Source organism: Pseudomonas sp. M2 (assembly GCF_015751845.1).
GTDB lineage: Bacteria > Pseudomonadota > Gammaproteobacteria > Pseudomonadales > Pseudomonadaceae > Aquipseudomonas > Aquipseudomonas putida_E.
Map to the genome: position 1 here is coordinate 1,942,430 of NZ_JADOUD010000001.1, position 16,485 is coordinate 1,958,914.

At 63.6% G+C, this 16,485-nt stretch carries 13 protein-coding genes and 1 pseudogene; 2 read left to right on the forward strand and 12 right to left on the reverse strand.

From position 1 onward, the window contains the following. Window positions 1–43 precede the first annotated feature (43 nt). The 7 genes from hutG to hutC all read right to left on the reverse strand — a co-directional run bounded on the left by hutG (window position 44) and on the right by hutC (window position 8,360). A complete protein-coding gene (gene hutG, locus IWW33_RS09065; RefSeq protein ID WP_115273402.1) occupies window positions 44–847 on the reverse strand; it encodes an N-formylglutamate deformylase in 804 nt (267 codons plus the stop codon). Between the two features lie 10 nt (window positions 848–857). Then, window positions 858–2,063, reverse strand: coding sequence for an imidazolonepropionase (gene hutI, locus IWW33_RS09070; protein WP_115273401.1), 1,206 nt, complete (start codon window positions 2,061–2,063; stop codon window positions 858–860). A 15-nt stretch (window positions 2,064–2,078) separates the two neighbouring features. Continuing rightward, entirely contained in the window at window positions 2,079–3,482 is a 1,404-nt protein-coding gene (locus IWW33_RS09075; RefSeq protein WP_174141008.1) for an amino acid permease, read from the reverse strand. A gap of 65 nt (window positions 3,483–3,547) precedes the next feature. Next, window positions 3,548–5,080: a histidine ammonia-lyase gene (gene hutH, locus IWW33_RS09080; RefSeq protein WP_115273399.1), complete on the reverse strand. Its 1,533-nt coding sequence runs from the start codon at window positions 5,078–5,080 to the stop codon at window positions 3,548–3,550. A gap of 69 nt (window positions 5,081–5,149) precedes the next feature. Continuing rightward, window positions 5,150–6,823, reverse strand: coding sequence for a urocanate hydratase (hutU, locus tag IWW33_RS09085; RefSeq protein ID WP_119688144.1), 1,674 nt, complete (start codon window positions 6,821–6,823; stop codon window positions 5,150–5,152). Between the two features lie 257 nt (window positions 6,824–7,080). Continuing rightward, entirely contained in the window at window positions 7,081–7,653 is a 573-nt protein-coding gene (locus IWW33_RS09090) for a HutD family protein (protein WP_046784999.1), read from the reverse strand. Continuing rightward, complete coding sequence (hutC, locus tag IWW33_RS09095; protein WP_174141112.1) at window positions 7,650–8,360, reverse strand: histidine utilization repressor; 711 nt, start codon at window positions 8,358–8,360, stop codon at window positions 7,650–7,652. The genes IWW33_RS09090 and hutC overlap by 4 nt, the downstream gene beginning before the upstream one ends. Window positions 8,361–8,503: 143 nt before the next feature. Between hutC and IWW33_RS09100 the strand changes: the two genes are divergently transcribed. Continuing rightward, a complete protein-coding gene (locus tag IWW33_RS09100; RefSeq protein WP_119688143.1) occupies window positions 8,504–9,868 on the forward strand; it encodes a formimidoylglutamate deiminase in 1,365 nt (454 codons plus the stop codon). Window positions 9,869–9,902: 34 nt separating this feature from the next. Here IWW33_RS09100 and IWW33_RS09105 read toward each other — a convergent pair whose 3' ends face one another. Together IWW33_RS09105 and bamE are read right to left on the reverse strand one after the other, a co-directional pair. Continuing rightward, the gene (locus IWW33_RS09105; RefSeq protein WP_115273394.1) at window positions 9,903–10,475 is read right to left on the reverse strand and encodes a lipocalin family protein; all 573 of its coding nucleotides are present in this window, start codon (window positions 10,473–10,475) and stop codon (window positions 9,903–9,905) included. Next, window positions 10,472–10,726 carry an outer membrane protein assembly factor BamE gene (bamE, locus tag IWW33_RS09110; RefSeq protein ID WP_012312368.1) on the reverse strand — a complete coding sequence of 85 codons (255 nt, stop codon included), beginning with the start codon at window positions 10,724–10,726 and terminating at the stop codon, window positions 10,472–10,474. Before bamE ends, IWW33_RS09105 begins: the two co-directional genes overlap by 4 nt. A gap of 118 nt (window positions 10,727–10,844) precedes the next feature. Here bamE and IWW33_RS09115 point away from each other — a divergent pair. After that, window positions 10,845–12,098: pseudogene (locus IWW33_RS09115) on the forward strand (methyl-accepting chemotaxis protein); the annotation flags it as partial. A 35-nt stretch (window positions 12,099–12,133) separates the two neighbouring features. Here the strand turns inward: IWW33_RS09115 and IWW33_RS09120 are convergent. The 3 genes from IWW33_RS09120 to IWW33_RS09130 form a co-directional block, all read right to left on the reverse strand. Continuing rightward, window positions 12,134–12,730, reverse strand: coding sequence for a DUF924 family protein (locus IWW33_RS09120; protein WP_012312366.1), 597 nt, complete (start codon window positions 12,728–12,730; stop codon window positions 12,134–12,136). Window positions 12,731–12,733: 3 nt separating this feature from the next. Then, on the reverse strand, window positions 12,734–13,744 hold the full coding sequence (locus tag IWW33_RS09125; RefSeq protein ID WP_012312365.1) for a class 1 fructose-bisphosphatase: 1,011 nt from the start codon (window positions 13,742–13,744) through the stop codon (window positions 12,734–12,736). A gap of 165 nt (window positions 13,745–13,909) precedes the next feature. Further along, window positions 13,910–16,360 carry a glycogen/starch/alpha-glucan phosphorylase gene (locus IWW33_RS09130; RefSeq protein ID WP_115273393.1) on the reverse strand — a complete coding sequence of 817 codons (2,451 nt, stop codon included), beginning with the start codon at window positions 16,358–16,360 and terminating at the stop codon, window positions 13,910–13,912. Between the last annotated feature and the right edge of the window lie 125 nt (window positions 16,361–16,485).

Sequence of the window (16,485 nt, forward strand, 5' to 3'; positions counted from 1 at the left end):
TAGCGTGCAGGGCGGCCGCGGTGCGCGGGCCGCCCCGTTTCGCTCAACTCCCGTAGCGCCGTAAGCCCCAGGCCAACACGCTTTCCAGCAAACGTCGCAACACTGCCTGAGTCGGTTGCGCCAGGTCCGCACGATAGGCGAACGGCTCGGTTTCCTCCATGTAGGTGCTCTGCGCCAGCTCCAGTTGTACCGCATGGACATGGTTGCCCGGATTACCATAGTGGCGAGTGATGTGACCGCCCTTGAAACGCCCGTTGAGTACATGCCTGTAGCCCGGCGCCTCGGCACACACGCCCGACAGCCACTGCGCCAGCTCAGGATCACAACTGGCACCGTTGAAGGTACCCAGGTTGAAGTCCGGCAGCTTGCCGTCGAACAGGTGCGGGATCAGCGAACGGATCGAGTGTGCGTCCCACAAAAGGGCGTAGCCGAACTGCTCACGCAGGCGGGCCAGTTCGCGCTCGATGGTGGCGTGGTATGGCCGCCAGATCTGCTCCAGGTAAGTGGCCCGTTCGTCGGCAGAGGGTGCCTGCCCCTGCTTGAACAGCGGCGCACCGTCGAACAGTGTGGCCGGATACAGGCCCGTGGTTGCACCTGCGTACAAAGGCGTGTCGTCATCCGGCCGGTTAAGGTCGATGACGAAGCGCGAATACTCCGCCGCCACCACACTGGCCCCCAGCTCATGGGCGAAATCGTAGAGGCGCGGGATATGCCAGTCGGTGTCCGGCAGGCTGCGCGCCTCGTCGACCAGGCCGTCGCGCACGGCCGGGGTCAGCTTGAGCCCCGCATGGGGCATGCTGATCAGCAGGGGCAAACGGCCCTGGTGGAAGCTCAGTACCTTGTCCATCTCGCCTCGCTCAGTGGGATATTTCATGGCCTTTGCGCACCACGCGCTTGGGCAGGTCGCCGCCCAGCCAATAGGCCAGGTCGGCGGGGCGCTCGATCTGCCAGGCGACAAAGTCCGCCACCTTGCCGACCTCCAGCGAACCATGGGTGTCGCCCATGCCCAGCGCCGTGGCGGCATGGATGGTAACGCCAGCCAGGGCTTCTTCCGGCGTCATGCGAAACAGCGTGCACCCCATGTTCAGCATCAGCCGCAGCGACAGACCTGGCGATGTGCCAGGATTGAGGTCGCTGGCAAGGGCAATCCTCACGCCGTGGCGGCGCAAGGCGTCCATTGGAGGCAGTTGGGTTTCGCGCAGGAAGTAGAACGCGCCGGGCAGCAGCACGGCGACAGTGCCAGCCTCGGCCATGGCCACGGCGTCTTCCTCGGTCATGAATTCCAGGTGGTCGGCCGACAGCGCCTGGTAGCGCGCTGCCAGGCTGGAGCCGTGCAGCGACGAGAGCTGCTCGGCGTGCAGCTTGACCGGCAAGCCCAGTTCGCGGGCCTTGATGAACACCCGCTCGACCTGCGCCGGGGAAAACGCCAGGTGCTCGCAAAACGCGTCCACGGCGTCCACCAACCCCTCGGCGGCGAGTGCAGGCAGCATCTGGTCGCAGATATGCGCAATGTAGTCGTCGGCGCGACCGGCATATTCCGGCGGCAAGGCGTGGGCGGCCAGGCAGGTAGCGCGCACAGCAACCGGCAATTCGTCGGCCAGGCGCCTGGCCACACGCAGCATCTTGCGCTCGTTGGCCAGGTCCAGGCCGTAGCCGGACTTGATTTCGATTGTGGTTACACCATCGCGCATCAGCGCCTGTACCCGCTCGCGGGCACTGGCGAACAGCTCATCCTCGCTGGCCGCGCGGGTGGCCCGCACGGTACTGGCGATGCCCCCGCCTTGCGCAGCGATTTCGGCATAACCTACACCCTGCAAGCGCTGCTCGAACTCGCCACTGCGGTTGCCACCGAACACGGCGTGGGTGTGGCAGTCGATCATCCCGGGGGTGACCCAGGCATTGCCCAGGTCAACCGTACGTTGCGCCTCGACCGGCCGCATTTCGCTACGTGGGCCGAGCCATTCGATCACGCCGCCGCTGGTAACGATCGCTGCGTCCTCGATGATCGAGTAACGGCCGTCCACCATGGTTGCCACATGGCAGTGCTGCCAGAGGGTTCTCATATGCAATCTCCTGAACTAGCGATGCAGCTCGGCCGCTGCCTGGGCCACCTCGCCCTGCCCTGCCCGCGGTTTGCACCACAACAGGTAGGACGCAACCAGGAACACCACCCAGATCACACCGACAAGCAACGCTGCCTGTGTATCGGGGAAGTAACCGAGCACGCCAAAGATGAACACCATGAACGCAATGGCCATGGCCGGGCCGTAGGGCCAGAACGGTACCGGGAACTTGAGCCGGGCCGCTTCCTCGCGGCTCATGCTGCGGCGCATGGCAACCTGGGTAACCAGGATCATCAACCACACCCACACGGTGGCGAACGTGGCGATGGACGCGATCAGCAGAAACACGTTCTCGGGGATCAGGTAGTTGAGCACCACGCCAATCAACAGCGCAGCCCCCATCACCACCACGGTCATCCACGGCACTCCGTGCCTGGACAGCTGGCTGAAGCCGCGTGGCGCATGGCCTTGCTGGGCCAGGCCGTACATCATGCGACCCGCGCCGAAGATGTCACTGTTGATGGCAGAAACCGCAGCGGAAATCACCACGACGTTGAGCACTGCCGCCGCCGATCCGATGCCCAGGTTGCTGAATATCTGCACGAAGGGGCTACCTTCGCTGCCGATCTGCGGCCACGGGTAAAGGCACATCAGCACGAACAGGGTCAGTACGTAGAACAGCAGGATACGCAACGGCACGGCATTGATGGCCCTGGGGATGACCCGTTGCGGGTCGTTGGCCTCACCGGCGGTGACGCCGATGATTTCGATGCCGCCGAAGGCGAACATGACCACCGCGAAGGACGCGATCAAGCCGCCGACGCCATTGGGCATGAAGCCGCCGTGCTCGACCAGGTTGCTCAAACCGACCGCATGCCCGGTGCCAACCTGGCTTAAGCCGAAAGCCATGATGCCAAGGCCGGCAAGGATCATCGCGACGATGGCACCGACCTTGAGCAGCGACAGCCAGAACTCCATCTCGCCGAACACCTTGACGTTGCACAGGTTCAGGCCGCCGATCAGGAAGACGATGCCCAGCACCCAGATCCAGCGGGCCACTTCAGGAAACCAGAAGCCCATGTAGATACCAAAGGCGGTGACATCGGCGATGGCGACGATGACCATTTCGAAGGCGTAGGTCCAACCGAGGATGAAGCCGGCCATGGGGCCGAGGTAGGTGGTGGCGTAATGGCCGAAGGAGCCGGCGACCGGGTTGTGCACGGCCATCTCGCCGAGGGCGCGCATGACCATGAACACGGCGGCGCCGCCAATCAGGTAGGCCAGCAGCACGGCCGGCCCGGCCATCTGGATGGCAGAGGCCGAACCGTAGAAAAGCCCGGTACCGATTGCGGAACCGAGCGCCATGAAACGGATGTGGCGGGCCGATAGCCCACGCTTGAGACCTTGAGCTTGTTGCATGTCACGTCCTGATCTTGTTTTTGTGGTCGTGAGATCGAATGGGCCGCATGGCGGCCCCAAGGGCATCACAGGCTGGGCAGAACGCCTGCCGGCAGCAGGCCGGTCAGGCTGCCCTTGGCCAACAGCTCGACGGCCTTTTCGATATCCGGCGCAAAGAAACGGTCACGGTCGTAGTGCGGCACTTCGCTGCGCAGCGCCTGGCGCGCCTGCTCCAGCTTGGCCGAGGTCTTGAGCCCCTTGCGCAGGTCCAGCCCCTGGCAGGCGCCCAGCCATTCGATGGCCAGCACGCCGCGGGTATTCTCGGCCATTTCCCACAGGCGCTTGCCCGCAGCCGGGGCCATCGACACGTGGTCTTCCTGGTTGGCCGAGGTGGGCAGGCTGTCGACGCTGTGGGGGTGCGACAGGGCCTTGTTCTCGCTGGCCAGGGCCGCAGCCGTGACCTGAGCGATCATGAAGCCGGAGTTGACCCCACCGTTTTCCACCAGGAATGGCGGCAGCTGCGACATGTGCTTATCCATCATCAACGAAATGCGGCGCTCGCTCAGCGAGCCGATTTCGGCGATGGCCAGGGCCAGGTTGTCAGCGGCCATGGCTACAGGCTCTGCGTGGAAGTTGCCACCCGAGATCACATCGCCCTCGGCAGCGAACACCAGCGGATTGTCCGACACCGCGTTGGCCTCGATGCCGAGCACTTCGGCGGCCTGGCGCAACTGGGTGAGGCAGGCGCCCATGACCTGCGGCTGGCAACGCAGCGAGTACGGGTCCTGAACCTTGTCGCAGTTCTTGTGCGATTGGGAAATCTCGCTGGTATCACCCAGCAGTTCGCGGAAACAGGCGGCGGTATCGATCTGGCCCCGCTGACCACGCACGGCATGCACCCGTGCATCGAATGGCGCACGCGAGCCCAGTGCCGCTTCAACGGTCAGACCACCGCAGGCGATGGCGGCGGCGTACAGGTCTTCGGCGTAGAACAGGCCGCGCAAGGCGTAAGCCGAGGACGCCTGGGTGCCATTGAGCAGCGCCAGGCCCTCTTTGGCGGCCAGGGTCAGTGGCTCCAGGCCAGCGACGGCCAAGGCTTCAGTGGCCGACAGCCATTGGCCCTTGTACCGTGCCTTGCCTTCGCCGAGCAGCACCAGCGACATGTGCGCCAGCGGTGCCAGGTCGCCGGAGGCGCCGACAGAGCCTTTGAGTGGTATATGCGGATAGACTTCAGCGTTGACCAAGGCGATCAGCGCATCGATCACCTTGCGCCGGATGCCGGAGAAACCACGGCTGAGGCTGTTGATCTTGAGCACCATGATCAGCCGCACCAGGTCGTCGTCCAGCGGCGCGCCGATACCGGCGGCGTGGGACAGCACCAGCGAGCGCTGCAGGTTTTCCAGGTCATGGCTGGCAATACGGGTCGAAGCCAGCAGGCCGAAGCCGGTGTTGATACCGTAGGCCGTGCGGTCTTCGGCAAGGATCTGTTCGACGCAGGCGACGCTGTCGTTGATCGGCTGATCGGCGCTGGCGTCCAAGCGCAGGCGCACGGGTGCGGCGTGGATTGCGCGCAGCTGGGCCAGGGTCAGGGTGCCAGGCTTGAGGGTCAGTTCGGTCACTTCGCTACTCCATTCTGTCAGGGCCCGCAGGCCCTTTCTTGTTGTTCAGTATCGGTCAAAGTGCAGCGATCAGCCTGTGATCATTGGCAGGTCGAGGCCTTGTTCCTTGGCGCAGTCCACGGCGATGTCGTAGCCGGCGTCGGCGTGGCGCATGACACCGGTGCCCGGGTCGTTGGTCAGCACACGGGCGATGCGTGCGGCGGCTTCATCGGTACCATCGCAGACGATGACCATGCCCGAGTGCTGCGAGAAGCCCATGCCTACCCCACCACCGTGATGCAGCGAAACCCAGGTAGCGCCGCTGGCAGTGTTGAGCAAGGCGTTGAGCAACGGCCAGTCGGAGACGGCGTCAGAACCGTCACGCATCGATTCGGTTTCACGGTTGGGGCTCGATACGGAGCCTGAGTCCAGGTGGTCACGGCCAATGACGATCGGCGCCGACAGCTCGCCGCTGCGTACCATTTCGTTGAAGGCCAGGCCCAGCTTGGCGCGAAGGCCCAGGCCAACCCAGCAGATGCGCGCTGGCAGGCCCTGGAAGCTGATGCGCTCACGGGCCATGTCCAGCCAGCGGTGCAAGTGGGCGTCGTCGGGGATCAGTTCCTTGACCTTGGCATCGGTCTTGTAGATATCCTCGGCTTCGCCGGACAGCGCAGCCCAGCGGAACGGCCCCACGCCGCGGCAGAACAGCGGGCGGATGTATGCCGGTACGAAGCCTGGGAAATCGAACGCGTTGGCTACGCCCTCTTCCTTGGCCATCTGGCGGATGTTGTTACCGTAGTCGAAAGTCGGAATGCCCTGCTTCTGGAAGTCGAGCATGGCTTGTACGTGCACGGCCATGGTCTGCTTGGCAGCCTTGACCACGGCAGCCGGCTCGGTCTGCGCGCGGTCACGGTACTGCTCCCAGGTCCAGCCGGCCGGCAGGTAGCCGTTGAGCGGGTCGTGGGCGCTGGTCTGGTCGGTGACCATGTCCGGGCGCACGCCACGCTTGACCAGCTCCGGCAGGACTTCTGCGGCGTTGCCATGCAGGGCAATGGAGATGGCCTTGCCTTCGGCGGTGTACTTGGCGATGCGCGCCAGGGCGTCATCGAGGTCTTTGGCCTGCTCGTCGACGTAGCGGGTTTGGAGGCGGAAATCGATACGGCTCTGCTGGCATTCGATGTTCAGCGAGCAGGCGCCGGCCAAGGTCGCGGCCAGGGGCTGGGCGCCGCCCATGCCGCCAAGGCCTGCAGTCAGTACCCACTTGCCTTTGAGGCTGCCACCGTAGTGCTGGCGGCCGGCCTCGACGAAGGTTTCATAGGTGCCTTGGACGATGCCTTGGCTGCCGATGTAGATCCAGCTGCCGGCGGTCATCTGGCCGTACATGGCCAGGCCCTTGGCGTCCAGTTCGTTGAAGTGTTCCCAGTTGGCCCAGTGCGGCACCAGGTTGGAGTTGGCGATCAGAACGCGTGGAGCGTTGCTGTGGGTTTTGAATACCCCGACCGGTTTGCCCGACTGCACCAGCAGGGTTTCGTCATCTTCCAGGCGGGTCAGGGTTTCGACGATCTTGTCGTAGCAGGCCCAGTTGCGGGCGGCGCGACCGATACCACCGTAAACCACCAGTTCCTTGGGGTTTTCCGCGACCTGCGGGTCGAGGTTGTTCATCAGCATGCGCAGTGGCGCTTCGGTCAGCCAGCTTTTGGCGGTCAGCGTGTTGCCACGTGGGGCACGGATTTCAACGTCACGGTATTTATTGTTGTCGGTCACGGGAAGGGTCCTCTGCGGTCGTCCGCGGGCAGGTGTGTCGTGTTGGATATACAAACACACCTTTACTTGTATGTACAAGCATGGACAACCAAAATAGTGGGACCGCTTTTGAACAGCCTGGAGAAAACCGGGGCCGCTGCGCGGCCCTTTCGCGACACAAGGCCGCTCCTACACAGATCGCGTTTGCCCAGACGGGCGCGGTTTCCGGTAGGAGCGGCCTTGTGTCGCGAAAGGGCTGCACAGCAGCCTCAGCCAGCTCAGGTTGGAATCAGCTCGATCAGGCAGAACCGCCCCTGAACCTGCAACTCCAGCAGCGTGTCGTTCCCCTCGAGCCGCAGGCAGTCATACAAGCCCAGCCGCTCCAAACCATGCCCGGCCAACTGCACCTCAACCTGGTTACTGCCCGAAAACAGCAGCACAGTCGACGCCGAACTGAACAGCCGGCTGGTACCATCGAACCACTGCAAGCGCGCGCGATAGCGCTGCGGCGAGTAGATCAGGTTGAAATCACGAATCCTCTCACCCAGCAGCTTGCAACTGACCTGGCTCTCGCCAGCGAAAGCGAAGGCGTCGAACGGTAACAGCGGCCGGCTGGCCTGCCCGTCGACCAGCAGGCGCATGCCATCCCCCTGCAAGACCGTGATGATCCGCTGGTAGCCCGCAAACATCGAGAAACCACCAGACGCTTCGATATCCGCAATCGACAGGCGCCAGCCGAACCCCTCCAGGCCCTCGCCACTGTCGCGGGTGATTTCCTCGGTGAAGCCGCCGCCGTTCTTCCACGGCATCCGCGGGTAGTCCTGCGCACGCAACAACTGCAACGGGTTCATTTGCTGAAACGTCCTTCCAGGCGATGACGGGAGCCGGGGTGGATCAACCGCGCGGCCGTCACCGGCTGGCGACCGGACCAGGTACGGCGGCGAATCAGCAGGCAAGGCTCGCCCCGCTCGATCTGCAGCAGTTGGCACTCGTGGGGCTCGGCCAGGATCGCCTCGACCACGTGCTCACCCTCGGTCAGCGGTGCGACCTGGGACAAGTAGGCGTAAGGCGTCTGCCGAGTGAAATCCTGCTTGAGGTAATCGGGCGCGATCGCCGCGTTGACGTAGCGGTCCTCGATTTGCACCGGGATGCCGTTTTCGTAATGCACGATAAGCGAATGGAACACCCGCTGGCCTTCGCGCATGTCCAGTGCCAGAGCGCGCTCGGAACCGGCCGCTTCTTCAGCAAGGGTGATCACCTGGCAGCTATGCTGGTGGCCACGCGCGGCAATCTCGTCGGCGATGTTGTTGACTTCGAACAACGCCGAGCGGCTCTTGGGTTCGGCAACGAATGTCCCTACCCCCTGCATGCGCACCAGCAGGCCTTCGGCAGTGAGCTCACGCAGGGCGCGGTTGATGGTCATGCGGCTGAATCCCAGCTGGCTGACCAGTTCGCTCTCCGAAGGGACCCGGTGATGGGGCGGCCAGCTGCCGTTGTCGATCTGCTGGATGATCATCTGTTTGACCCGCGCGTACAGCGGCGCCGGGCCCTCGCCCATCTGGGCAACCAGCGCGGAGACAGGAGGTGTCGGCACGGCGTTGGATCCTTGTGCGATTGAATGGGCGGTAGCTTGCCGCAGTTTACCCGGCAGGCAAACAACTGTATATGTATATACAAGTCAGCCATAACAGGATTTCACAGATGTCCGCCTACTTCGCCGAATGCGCCCTGCTGCCCGATGGTTGGGCCAGCGATGTCCGAATCGAGGTCGCCAGCGATGGCACAATGACCCACATCGAGTCCGGCGCTTCGGCCGACGGCGCCGAACGGCTGGCCGGGCCACTTCTGCCCGGCATGCCCAACCTGCACTCGCATGCCTTTCAACGCGCAATGGCCGGCCTGGCAGAAGTCGCGGGCAACCCCAACGACAGTTTCTGGACCTGGCGCGAACTGATGTATCGCCTGGTCGGCAAGATCACCCCGGAGCAACTGCAGGTCATCGCCCGCCAGCTGTACATCGAGATGCTCAAGGCCGGTTACACCTCGGTGGCCGAGTTCCACTACGTGCACCATGACCAGGCGGGCAAGGCCTATGCCGACCCAGCCGAGCTGTCCCGCCGCATCAGCGCGGCGGCGGCCAGCAGCGGTATCGGCCTGACCCTGCTGCCGGTGCTGTACAGCCATGCCGGCTTCGGTGGCCAGCCGCCCAGCGAGGGGCAGCGGCGCTTCATCAATTCCACCGAGCAGTACCTGCAATTGCACGCGCAACTCGCTGCGACAATCGCTGCACAACCCGCGCAGCAGCTGGGCTTGTGCTTCCACTCGCTGCGGGCGGTTACACCGGGGCAGATTGCCCAGGTACTGGCAGCGGGCAATCAGCAATGTCCGATCCATATTCATATCGCCGAGCAACAGAAGGAAGTCGACGACTGCCTGGCCTGGAGCGGCCTGCGCCCGCTGCAGTGGCTGTATGAGCATGTGCAGGTCGATGCGCGCTGGTGCCTGGTGCATGCCACCCACGCGCAGGCTGACGAAGTGGCGGCCATGGCCGGCAGTGGCGCGGTGGCCGGGCTGTGCCTGACCACCGAAGCCAACCTGGGTGACGGGATTTTCCCGGCAGTGGACTACCTGAGCCAGGGTGGCCGGATGGGTATCGGCTCTGACAGCCATGTATCGCTGAGCGTGGTCGAAGAGCTGCGTTGGCTCGAATATGGCCAGCGCCTTCGTGACCAGCGGCGCAACCGGCTTTATCGCGAAGATCAGCCGATGGTTGGCCGCACCCTGTATGACGCGGCACTGATGGGTGGGGCTCAGGCATTGGGGCAGCCCGTGGGTGAGCTGGCCGTGGGCAAACGTGCCGACTGGCTGGTGCTGGATGGGCAAGACCCGTATATCGCCACGGCCGACGAAGATGCAATTCTCAACCGCTGGCTGTTTGCCGGGAGCGACCGCCAGGTACGCGATGTGATGGTCAACGGGCAGTGGGTGGTGCGCCAGGGGCGCCACGGGCAAGAAGAGGAAAGCGCTCGGGCGTATGTCGAGGTGTTGCGACAGTTATTGGGCTGACTACAAAAGGGCCGCAAAGCGGCCCCCTAAGGCCTCAATGCATCTGCACGATCTGCTTGTCCGCCATGCGCCAGATCAAGCGGCTGGTGTCGTAGCCCTGTTGACGTGCCTTGGCCAGCAGGCTCTCGCGCTCCCATGCCGGCAGGGTCGGCGTACGCGACAGTATCCACAGGTACTTGCGGTCGGGGCTGCCGACAATGGCCGTGCGGTAGCGGTCGTCCACGTACAGGATCCAGTATTCGCCCTTGGTCAGGCCCGGTACCAGGCGGGTGAACCAGTTGTCGAACTCCACCCACAACCTGTCGGTATGCCCCGGCTGCTGGATGTTGGCATGCCCCTCGGCGCGCAGCCATTCGTCACCCATGGTGCGGCAGCGGCTCAGCACCCCGTACGAACCATCAGGCTTGAGGTTGTAATGCGCCTCGGACTGGGCGCATTCGCTCTGGTAAGGCATGGGCAAGCGCGCCAGCTCGTACCATTTGCCCTGGTAGCGCTTGAGGTCGATATCGCCGGCGGTCTTGGGTGCCAACGGGTCGTTGGCCGATGTGGCGCAGCCACCCAGCAGCATCACCAGGCACAACCCCAGCAGCAGGTGCAGACGCGTCATTTGAGGCCCTGCCCTGAATACATCAGTACTTTGTCAGCCGCATACTGCACGCTGATGAAGCTCTTTTCGTCCCCCCAGGTACAGCTGCTCATGCCCAGTGCGCCGGAGCACTCGGTGGGCGTGCCGAGCAGTTGCTCGACCTCGGCCTTGTTCATGCCGGCCTTGAGCTTGGAATAGTTTTCCTGATTGATCTTGCTGCACGCAGTCAGGATGACGCACAGGGACAACAGGGCGAGGGAACGCAACGACATGAAGGAACACTCCTGAAAGGTGGATGCAGGCGAGAGGCCTGCAGGGACCTTCGACGGGAAAAACGGTCCCTGGTTCCCTGACAGGCCTTTTTCGTTCTACACCGTTGGTCGGCAGGCGCTCAAGCCCTTGGCGGATGCCTACCCAGGCAACACGCCGCACATCAGCAGCGGCCTCAAGGAAGTCGAGCTGGATGGGCGCAAGCAGTTCATCAGTTTCACCCACGTCGACGGCGTGCCCTCAGCGGACTGGTACGTGGCCCTTGTGGTCGACCAGGACGCGGCATTCGCCATGCTCAGCGAGCTGCGTACCTCGGCCATCGTCGCGACGCTGATCGCGATACTGGTCATCATCGCCCTGCTCGGTCTGCTGATCCGCGTGTTGATGGAGCCCTTGCACCTGATGGGTCGCGCCATGCATGACATTGCCGAAGGCGAAGGTGACCTGACCCGGCGCGTGGCCATCCACGCGCAGGACGAGTTCGGCAGCCTTGGCCAGTCGTTCAACCGTTTCGTCGAGCGTATTCACGAATCGATCCGCGAAGTGGCCTCGGCCACTGGCCAAGTCAATACGGTGGCCACGCAGGTGGTGAGCGCCTCGAATGCCTCGATCCACAATGCCGACCAGCAGGCCAGCCGCACCAACAGCGTGGCCGCGGCCATCAACCAGCTGGGTGCCGCAGCCCAGGAGATCGCCCAGAACGCAGCGCTGGCTTCGCAACACTCCAGTGAGGCACGCGGCCTGGCCGAAGACGGCCAGCAGGTGGTCGGGCGCACCATCGATGTGATGAACCAGCTGTCGGCGCGCATCAGCGATTCATGCGGCAACATCGAGACGCTCAATGCCCACACCGCCAACATCGGCCAGATTCTCGATGTGATCAGCGGCATTTCCCAGCAGACCAACCTGCTGGCCCTGAATGCCGCGATCGAGGCGGCCCGTGCCGGTGAAGCCGGGCGCGGTTTTGCCGTGGTCGCCGACGAAGTCCGCAACCTGGCGCACCGCACTCAGGAGTCGGCGCAGCAGGTCCAGCGCCTGATCGAGGAATTGCAGGCCGGTGCCCAGATGGCCGTCAGCACCATGAACCAGAGCCGTGAGCACAGCGACCAGAGCGTCGGGATTGCCAACCAGGCCGGTGAGCGCCTGGGCAGCGTGACCCAGCGTATTGGCGAAATCGATGGCATGAACCAGTCAGTGGCTACCGCTACCGAGGAGCAGACGGCGGTGGTCGAGTCGATCAATGTCGACATCACCGAGATCAATACGCTGAACCAGGAAGGGGTGCAGAACCTGCAGAGCACCTTGCGTGCCTGCACCGACCTTGAACACCAGGTCGAACGGTTGAAGCACCTGGTAGGGAGTTTCAGGATCTGAAACGAACGGGGCCGCTTTGCGGCCCCATTCATCACTCAAAACCTGGAGCCAGGCTCCAGCAAAAAGTCCATCTCTTCACTGGTGCTCGGCCGCTCCAGCAACAGATTGCGATGCGGGAAGCGCCCGAACCGGGCAATCACCCGCTGGTGCTGCTCGGCATAGTCGAGGAACCCTTCGAACAACCGACGGTTGGCCTCGGGCTGCTCATCCAGCAGCACCTGGTACCGCTCAACGCACAGGTTCTGCCAGTCCAGCACCTCGGCATGCTCCAGCACCAGCAGCACGAATACCCGCTGGATCGGCAGCAGCTGGTAATCCCAGCCCTTCTGCAGCCCCTGCATGGCCACCACCTGGGCACGCCGGTCGCCCTCGAAAGCGCGCGGCGTGTCGCGGTAGATCATGCGCGGCAGCTGGTCCAGCAGTATCAACAGGCCGAGCCAGCCCTGAGGGCTTTGCTGCCACTCCTCGAGCCCACCCGCCAGGGCATGCTCGACGAGCTCGCCAAACAGCGCCTGGGCTTCGGCATCGTGATGCTTGCCGAACCACAGCGTGCTCTTCTCGTCAGCCACGGCCTGGGGACTGGTGCCCCAACCGAACCACCACTCCAGCAACGGCTGCCAAGGTGCGAGCATGATTTACTCCTTGTGATAGGCGGTGACGCGCTCGACCTCTTCCTTCGAGCCGAGAATCACCGATACACGCTGGTGCAGGCTCTCTGGCTTGATGTCGAGGATACGTTCGTAACCGTTGGTAGAAGCGCCGCCGGCCTGCTCGATGATGAACGACATCGGGTTGGCTTCGTACATCAGGCGCAGCTTGCCCGGCTTGCTCGGCTCGCGGGCGTCGCGCGGGTACATGAACAGACCGCCACGGGTCAGGATACGGTGCACGTCGGCCACCATCGAGGCGATCCAGCGCATGTTGTAGTTCTTTTTCAGCGGCCCGGTCTCACCGGCCAGCAGCTCGCCCACGTAGCGCTGGACCGGGGCTTCCCAGTGGCGCTGGTTGGACATGTTGATGGCGAACTCGGCGGTGGTTGCCGGGACCTGGATGTTTTCGTGGGTCAGCACGAAGCTGCCCAGCTCACGGTCCAGGGTGAAGCCCTTGACGCCGTTGCCCAGGGTCAGGATCAGCATGGTCTGCGGGCCATAGATGGCATAACCGGCGGCGACCTGCTCGGTACCTGGCTGCAGGAAGGCGTTTTCGTTCAGGGTTTCGTTCTGGCTCAGGTATTCGTTAGGGCAACGCAGTACCGAGAAGATGGTGCCGACCGAAACGTTGACGTCGATGTTCGACGAGCCGTCCAGCGGGTCGAAGACCAGCAGGTAGGCACCTTTGGGGTATCGGCCCGGGATCTGGTAGGCGTTGTCCATTTCCTCGGACGCCATGCCGGCCAGGTGGCCGCCCCACTCGTTGGCCTCGAGCAGGATATCGTTGGAAATCACGTCGAGCTTCTTCTGCACTTCGCCCTGCACGTTTTCAGTGCCCATGCTGCCCAGCACGCCGCCGAGGGCGCCCTTGGACACGTGATGGCTGATTTCCTTGCACGCACGCGCCACCACTTCGATCAGGAAGCGCAGATCGGCAGGGGTATTGTTGCTGCGGGTCTGCTCAATCAGATAGCGACTCAAGGTAACGCGGGACATGTATGGCTCCGAAAGGATGGGGGAGAAAAACCCCCGCAGTTTACAGGGAGAGTTCAATGCTAGCGAGTAAAGAGACACGCCTGGGCAGTCAGACGGCACAACAGGTCGGTAGTTCAGCGCTCACCAGGCCGATGGTCAGGTGGGGCCGCTGTGCGGCCCCAAGCCTCAATCCAGCACCTTCCAGATCTCGGTCGCATACTCGCGAATGGTCCGGTCCGAAGAGAACCACCCCATTCGCGCGGTGTTGAGCACCGCCATCCGCCACCACGCCTGCGGCGTATGCCACAACTCCTCCACCCGCCGCTGGGCATCCCAGTAAGCATCGAAGTCGGCACAGACCAGGAAGCGGTCGTAAGCCACCAACCCGTCGATCAGCCCGGCATAGCGCGACGGATCATCGGGGGAGAACACGCCACTGCGGATCGCCTGCAGCACATCGTTCAAGCGGTGGGAGGCGGCTATCGCGGCCACGGCACCAAAATCACCGTCACGCTTGCGCGCCTCCACCTGCTGCGCGGTCAGGCCGAAAATGAACATGTTGTCGGCACCCACCTGTTCGCACATCTCGACGTTGGCGCCATCGAGGGTACCAATGGTGAGTGCACCATTGAGCCCGAACTTCATGTTGCTGGTGCCCGACGCCTCGTAGCCGGCCGTGGAAATCTGCTCCGACAGGTCCGCCGCCGGGATGATGCTCTCGGCCAGGCTGACGTTGTAGTTGGGCAGGAACACCACCTTTAGCAGGCCGCGCACGGTAGGGTCGTTGTTGACCACCCGGGCGATGTCATTGGCCAGCTTGATGATCAGCTTGGCCTGGTGGTAGCTGGCTGCGGCCTTGCCGGCAAAGATCTTCACCCGCGGCACCCAGTTGGTGCCCGGGTCGTTACGGATGGCCTGGTACAGCGCCACGGTGTGCAGCAGATTGAGCAGCTGGCGCTTGTACTCGTGGATGCGCTTGACCTGCACATCGAACAGCGCCTCAGGGTTGACCGTAACGCCCACCCGCTCCTGGATGATGCTGGCCAACGCGCGCTTGCTGTGCAGGCGCTGCGCGGCGAACTGCTTGAGGAAGCCGCCCTTGTCGGCGAACGGCACCAGGTTGGCCAGGCGCCCTTGCGGGTCGTCAAGCAACTCTGGGCCCAGGGCATCCACCAGCATCGCCGTCAACTGCGGGTTGGACTGGTACAGCCAGCGGCGGAAGGTAATGCCGTTGGTCTTGTTGTTGATGCGCTGGGGGTAGAGCTTGTGCAACTCGGAGAACACCGTGCTTTTCATCAGCTTGCTGTGCAGCGCCGATACCCCGTTGACGCTGTGCGAGCCGAGAAACGCAAGGTTGCCCATGCGCACCCGGCGGCCGTTGTCTTCCTCGATCAGCGACACCGCCCGCAGCACGTCGAAGTCATGCAGGCCTTTCGCGCGCAGGGCATCGATATGGTAGGCATTGATCAGGTAGATGATCTGCATGTGCCGCGGCAGCATGCGCTCCATCAGGGCCACCGGCCACGTTTCCAGCGCTTCTGGCAGCAGCGTGTGGTTGGTGTAGGCCAGGGTGCCGACGGTCAGCTCCCAGGCTTTTTCCCACGGGATTTCATGCTGGTCGACCAACAGCCGCATCAATTCGGCCACGGCAATCGACGGGTGCGTGTCGTTGAGCTGGATGGCCGCAGCATCCGGCAGGTTGAGCAAGTCCTTGTGCATGTTCAGGTGGCGTCGCAGCAGGTCCTGCAGCGACGCCGAGACGAAGAAGTATTCCTGGCGCAGGCGCAGTTCCTGCCCCGCTTCTGTGCTATCGGCCGGGTACAGCACCCGCGAGATGCTCTCGGCGCGAGCCACTTCGGCCACCGCGCCAAGGTGGTCACCGGCATTGAAGCGCTCCAGATGCAGCTCCTCCAGCGCCCGCGCGCGCCACAGCCGCAAGGTGTTGACGCTGGAGCCACGCCAGCCGACCACCGGCGTGTCGTAGGCGACCGCCCGTACCGTCTCGCCCGGCCACCAAACCTGCCGTTGCTGACCATGGGTATCTTGCACCGTTTCGACGCTGCCGCCGAAACTGATCGGGTAGATCACCTCGGCGCGCTCGAACTCCCAAGGGTTGCCGAAATCCAGCCAGTTTTCGGTCTGTTCCTGCTGCCATCCGTCGACCATGGCCTGGCGGAACAGCCCGTGCTCATAGCGGATGCCGTAGCCGTGGGCGGCGATGCCCAGCGTCGACATGCTCTCCATGAAACAGGCGGCCAGACGGCCCAGGCCACCATTGCCCAGTGCGGCGTCCGGTTCCAGCAGGCGGATGCGCTCCAGGTCCACGTCCAACCCCTCCAGCGCATCACGGGCGATGTCCAGCAGGCCAAGGTTGCTCAGGCTGTCGTAGAGCAGGCGCCCGATGAGAAACTCCAGAGAGAGGTAATAGACCCGTTTCTGGCTGCGCCGGTAGGCCTGACGGGTGTGATCCATCCAGTGATCGACCATGTGATCACGGGCAGCCAGGGCAATGGCCTCGAACCAGTCGTGGTCAAAGGCGTGCTCCGGGTCCTTGCCGACCGCGTAGGTCAGCTTGTCCAGTACAGCGGCGCGAAAGTCGGCCACCTCGGCGTCACGTGCTTTGGGTTCCTGGGACATGCGGCATCCTCGGGCAAATTGGCAAAAGCGGCGGGAGAGTGTTGAGACTAGACCCTTCGACAGGGAGTGACAGCCTCGGTTCGCAGTTTTCATGCCGGCTTGGCCAATCCGGCAAAAGGTTGTTC

Excerpts from the sequence above, each read along its gene's own strand:
- hutG (WP_115273402.1), bottom strand. The coding sequence starts at position 847 with ATGGACAAGGTACTGAGCTTCCACCAGGGCCGTTTGCCCCTGCTGATC.
- hutI (WP_115273401.1), bottom strand. The coding sequence starts at position 2,063 with ATGAGAACCCTCTGGCAGCACTGCCATGTGGCAACCATGGTGGACGGC.
- IWW33_RS09075 (WP_174141008.1), bottom strand. The coding sequence starts at position 3,482 with ATGCAACAAGCTCAAGGTCTCAAGCGTGGGCTATCGGCCCGCCACATC.
- IWW33_RS09090 (WP_046784999.1), bottom strand. The coding sequence starts at position 7,653 with ATGAACCCGTTGCAGTTGTTGCGTGCGCAGGACTACCCGCGGATGCCG.
- hutC (WP_174141112.1), bottom strand. The coding sequence starts at position 8,360 with ATGGGCGAGGGCCCGGCGCCGCTGTACGCGCGGGTCAAACAGATGATC.
- IWW33_RS09100 (WP_119688143.1), top strand. The coding sequence starts at position 8,504 with ATGTCCGCCTACTTCGCCGAATGCGCCCTGCTGCCCGATGGTTGGGCC.
- IWW33_RS09105 (WP_115273394.1), bottom strand. The coding sequence starts at position 10,475 with ATGACGCGTCTGCACCTGCTGCTGGGGTTGTGCCTGGTGATGCTGCTG.
- bamE (WP_012312368.1), bottom strand. The coding sequence starts at position 10,726 with ATGTCGTTGCGTTCCCTCGCCCTGTTGTCCCTGTGCGTCATCCTGACT.
- IWW33_RS09120 (WP_012312366.1), bottom strand. The coding sequence starts at position 12,730 with ATGCTCGCACCTTGGCAGCCGTTGCTGGAGTGGTGGTTCGGTTGGGGC.
- IWW33_RS09125 (WP_012312365.1), bottom strand. The coding sequence starts at position 13,744 with ATGTCCCGCGTTACCTTGAGTCGCTATCTGATTGAGCAGACCCGCAGC.
- IWW33_RS09130 (WP_115273393.1), bottom strand. The coding sequence starts at position 16,360 with ATGTCCCAGGAACCCAAAGCACGTGACGCCGAGGTGGCCGACTTTCGC.